The organism is Roseateles sp. (assembly GCF_052436255.1).
GTDB lineage: Bacteria > Pseudomonadota > Gammaproteobacteria > Burkholderiales > Burkholderiaceae_C > Pelomonas.
On sequence record NZ_JBQVNP010000255.1, the window covers coordinates 1 to 4,306 of the forward strand.

The window sequence follows — 4,306 nt, forward strand, 5'->3', positions numbered from 1 at the left end:
CAGCGCGCCCAGCGCGGCGAACCCGTCCGCCGCAACGAGCACCGCGACGAACGCCCCGCAGATCGCCCGCGCGATGACCGCCCGCCCCGCGTCGACCAGCGCCGCGTGGCCAACCGCGGGCCCAACTTCGAGCCACCGAGCCGGCCGCAGCAACGCCACAACCCGGCCCGGGAAGTCGCGCCCGAGGACGGCGAGCGCCTGTCCAAGCGCATGGGCGAGCTCAAGCTCGCCTCGCGCCGCGAGGCCGATGAATGGATCGCCGCCGGCTGGGTGCGCGTCAACGGCAAGGTCGCCGTGCTCGGCCAACGCGTCGGCCCCGACGTGCAGATCGACATCGACCCCGCCGCCCGCAACCAACAGGCCCAGCTCGTCACGGTGCTGCTGCACAAGCCCATCGGCTACGTGTCGGGCCAGGCCGAAGACGGCTATGAGCCGGCCGCCGTGCTCTTCCAACCGGAGAACCGCTGGGCGGAAGACGCCTCCGGCATCAAGCCCAACGCCGGCCACCACCGCAACCTCGCGCCCGCCGGCCGGCTGGACATCGACTCCACCGGCCTGCTGGTGCTGACCCAGGATGGCCGCATCGCCCGCGTGCTGATCGGCGACGACTCCGACGTCGAGAAGGAATACCTCGTTCGCGTCGAGTACGTCGGCCTGCCCGGCGCCGACCCCGTGCCCGAGGGCACGCTGCCCAATGCCGCGCTGTCCAACAACAAGCTCGCGCTGCTCAACCACGGCCTGGAGCTGGACGGCGAGGCGCTCAAGCCCGCCAAGGTCAGCTGGCAGAACGAGCACCAGCTGCGCTTCGTGCTGCGCGAGGGCAAGAAGCGCCAGATCCGCCGCATGTGCGAGCTGGTCGGCCTCAAGGTCGTCGGCCTCAAGCGCGTGCGCATCGGGCGCATTCCGCTCGGCCATCTGCCGGTCGGGCAGTGGCGCTATCTCGCGCCCTGGGAGAAATTCTGAGCCCCATTTGTTTGGCCGGTCCGACCGGCTGCGGCAAGACTGCCGCCGCGCTGGCCATCGCCGAGGTGCTGCCCGTCGAGATCATCAGCGTCGACTCGGCGCTGGTGTACCGCGGCATGGACATCGGCACGGCCAAGCCCACCGCCGCCGAGCAGGCCGCGGCGCCGCACCACCTGATCGACATCCTCGACCCGACGGTCAGCTACTCGGCCGCCGAGTTCGTGCGCGATGCCAGGCGGCTGGCCGCCGACATCAGCGCGCGCGGCCGGCTGCCGCTGCTGGTGGGCGGCACGATGCTGTACTTCAAGGCGCTGTTCGACGGCCTGTCGACGCTGCCGCAAGCCGACGCCGAGCTGCGTGCGACCATCGACGCCGAAGCCGCCGAGCGCGGCTGGCCGGCCCTGCATGCCGAACTGGCAAGGCTTGACCCCGAGACCGGCGCCCGCCTGGCCCCCAACGACAGCCAGCGCATCCAGCGCGCGCTCGAAGTCATCCGCCTGACCGGCCAGCCGCTCAGCGCCCTGCATGCGGCCTCACGCGACGAAGGCGTCGACTGGCCGCTGTTCTCGCTCGAACCCACCGACCGAGCCTGGCTGCATGCGCGTCTGGCCGAGCGCTTCGACGTGATGCTGGCGCAAGGCCTGGTCGATGAAGTGAAGTCACTGCGCGCCCGGGGCGACCTGAGCCTGGCGCTGCCGTCGATGCGCTGTGTCGGCTACCGCCAGGTCTGGGAGGCGCTCGACAGCAACGACTTCTCCGACCTGCGCGACCGCGGCATCGCCGCCACGCGCCAGCTCGCCAAGCGCCAGATCACCTGGCTGCGCAGCATGCCCCAGCGCCGCGTCATCGCCTGCGACGGTCCGCAGCCGATTGCCGAGCTGCTCGCCGGCCTGCAAAGACTGCTCGGATGAATTCCCTTGCATCGTGTTGCAAGCGCGGCTAGAGTGATATCACTTTGATTCACTTTTGAGACAGGTCAAACCATGGTCAACCATTCCCCTTCGCGCACCGTCGTGACCGAGACCCCGGCCCGCGCCGGCAATGGCTACCTGATGGCCTTCGTCGGCCTCGCCGTGGGTGGGCTGGGCGTCTTCATGCTGACGCGCGGCCTGCCGCTCTACGGCGTGCCGCTGATGCTGGCGGGCCTGTTCGTCATGGCCGGCCTCTACATGCTCAACCCCAACCAGGCTGCCGCGCTGACGTTGTTTGGTGCCTACACCGGCAGCGACCGCGGCGCCGGCCTGCGCTGGGCCAACCCACTGGCGATCAAGAAGCGCGTCTCGCTGCGCGACCGCAACCTCAATGCGCCGGTGCTCAAGGTCAACGACCAGCGCGGCAACCCCATCGAGATCGCCTGCGTCGTCGTCTGGCGGGTGCGCGACACGGCGCAGGCGCTGTTCCAGGTGGACGACTACGAAGGCTATGTGCGCGTGCAGGCCGAGGCCGCCATCCGCCATCTGGCCGCCTGCTATGCCTATGACCATGCCGACGAGGTCGACGACGGCGAGGTGACGCTGCGCGGCGGCCAGGACGCCGTGGCCCAGGCCCTGCGCGCCGAGCTGCAGGCCCGCTTCGCCGACGCCGGCGTGGACGTGCTCGACGCCAAGATCAGCCACCTGGCCTACGCCCCCGAGATCGCCCAGGTGATGCTGCGCCGCCAGCAGGCCGAGGCCATCGTCGGTGCGCGGGCCAAGATCGTGCAGGGCGCGGTGGGCATGGTCGAGGCCGCGCTCAGGGGCCTGAGCGAGCGCGACATCGTCGTGCTGGACGACGAGCGCCGCGCGGCCATGGTGAGCAACCTGCTCGTCGTGCTGTGCTCGGACCGCGAAACCCAGCCCGTGGTCAACACGGGCACGCTGTACACCTGAGCACGCGGCCCGATGGCCAGCCCCGACAAGAAGGCCTTCCCGCTGCGCGTCGACCCTGCGTTGTGGGCCGAGGTCGAGCGGCTTGCGGCGACCGAGCTGCGCAGCGCCAACGCGCAGGCCGAGCTGCTGCTGCGTGAGGCGCTGGGCCGGCGGGGCGTGAAGCTTGCCCCACCCAAGGGGCGTGCCACGGCGGCCCGTACCGATCCGGAGAATTCCCGATGAGCGTGCTCAGCGCGCACGACCTGTCCAAATCCTATGGCGATGTGGCCGTCTTCAGCGGCGTGAACATCGAACTTGCGCCCGGCGAGATCGTGGCCTTGCTGGGCGAGTCCGGCAGCGGCAAGTCGACGCTGCTGAACTGCCTGGCCGGGCTGGACGAGGCCGACGCCGGCCGCATCACGCTGGCCGGCGAAGACCTGCGCACACTGGACGACGAGGCCCGCTCGGCGCTGCGACGCCGGGCGCTGGGTTTTGTCTTCCAGGCCTTCCACCTGCTGCCGCACCTGAGCGTGGCCGACAACGTCGCCCTGCCCTTGCGGCTGCTGGGCCAGCGTGACGACGGGCGGGTTGCACAGATGCTGGCGGCGGTCAACCTTGCCGCCTTGGCCAGCCGCATGCCACGGCAGTTGTCGGGCGGGCAGTTGCAGCGGGTGGCGATTGCGCGGGCGCTGGTGCATCGGCCACAGCTGGTGCTGGCGGACGAGCCGACCGGCAATCTCGACGCCCGGCATGCGGCCGAGGTACTGGCGTTGCTGCGGCAATGCACGCATGAGGCGGGGGCGGCTTGCTTGCTGGTCACGCACTCGGAGCGGGCGGCGGAGGCGGCGGATCGGCGGTTGCGGTTGGATGCCAGCGGGCTTCATTCCGCATGAGGGTGCCTCTGATGGAATGTGGGTTGGCACGTGAGTGGGGCCGGGCGGTTCGGGGGCGACTTTTTGCCTTCTTTTTGGTCGCTCAAAAAGAAGGTCGCCCGCCGGGGCGACGTCCCGGCTGGGCCTTGGCGCCAAGGCGCGCTCCCTTCAGCGCAGTGCCCACCCCATGACCCTCTGGCGCCACCTCACCTGGCCCGCCTGGCGCGACCAACCCGGCCGCGTCGTGCTGGCCATCGTCGCCGTCATGCTCGGCGTGGCCCTGGCCTTTGGGGTGCACCTGCTCAACGGCGCGGCACTGACCGAGTTCGCCCGCGCCGCGCGCAGCGTCAACGGCCAGCCCGACCTGATCCTGCGCGCCAGTGCCGGCCCGCTGACCGATGCCGATCTCGTCGATCTGCTGAACCGCCCCGAGGTCGCCGCCGCCAGCCCCGTCGTCGAGGCCATCGCCCTGTGGCCGGGCCAAGCCGGCGAACGGCCGCGGTCCATCCAGCTGATCGGGCTGGACCCGCTGGCCCTGCTGGCGTCGGCCGCCAGCGGCAAGGCGCTCGCGCCGGAGCTGATGCCGAAGGTCGAGGGCGGCGGCACCGCCGCGCTGCTGGGTGC

5 protein-coding genes and 1 pseudogene are annotated in these 4,306 nt (G+C 70.9%); all 6 read left to right on the forward strand.

Annotation, left to right across the window (positions count from 1 at the left end; all coding sequences use genetic code 11):
• The coding region (locus ACT6S0_RS26955) for a pseudouridine synthase (protein WP_444766805.1) at positions 1–963 on the forward strand (963 nt) is incomplete at its 5' end.
• Positions 930–1,874 carry a tRNA (adenosine(37)-N6)-dimethylallyltransferase MiaA gene (gene miaA, locus ACT6S0_RS26960; protein ID WP_444766806.1) on the forward strand — a complete coding sequence of 315 codons (945 nt, stop codon included), beginning with the start codon at positions 930–932 and terminating at the stop codon, positions 1,872–1,874. The genes ACT6S0_RS26955 and miaA, both read left to right, overlap by 34 nt.
• A 72-nt stretch (positions 1,875–1,946) precedes the next feature.
• Positions 1,947–2,831, forward strand: coding sequence for an SPFH domain-containing protein (locus ACT6S0_RS26965; protein ID WP_444766807.1), 885 nt, complete (start codon positions 1,947–1,949; stop codon positions 2,829–2,831).
• A gap of 12 nt (positions 2,832–2,843) precedes the next feature.
• The gene (locus ACT6S0_RS26970; RefSeq protein WP_444766808.1) at positions 2,844–3,053 is read left to right on the forward strand and encodes a hypothetical protein; all 210 of its coding nucleotides are present in this window, start codon (positions 2,844–2,846) and stop codon (positions 3,051–3,053) included.
• On the forward strand, positions 3,050–3,703 hold the full coding sequence (locus ACT6S0_RS26975; protein ID WP_444766809.1) for an ABC transporter ATP-binding protein: 654 nt from the start codon (positions 3,050–3,052) through the stop codon (positions 3,701–3,703). The genes ACT6S0_RS26970 and ACT6S0_RS26975 overlap by 4 nt, the downstream gene beginning before the upstream one ends.
• Before the next feature lie 166 nt (positions 3,704–3,869).
• A pseudogene (locus ACT6S0_RS26980) lies at positions 3,870–4,306 on the forward strand (ABC transporter permease); the annotation flags it as partial.

What these genes read in the sequence shown, in the direction of transcription:
- ACT6S0_RS26965 (WP_444766807.1), top strand. Translation starts at nt 1,947, where the DNA reads ATGGTCAACCATTCCCCTTCGCGCACCGTCGTGACCGAGACCCCGGCC.
- ACT6S0_RS26970 (WP_444766808.1), top strand. Translation starts at nt 2,844, where the DNA reads ATGGCCAGCCCCGACAAGAAGGCCTTCCCGCTGCGCGTCGACCCTGCG.
- ACT6S0_RS26975 (WP_444766809.1), top strand. Translation starts at nt 3,050, where the DNA reads ATGAGCGTGCTCAGCGCGCACGACCTGTCCAAATCCTATGGCGATGTG.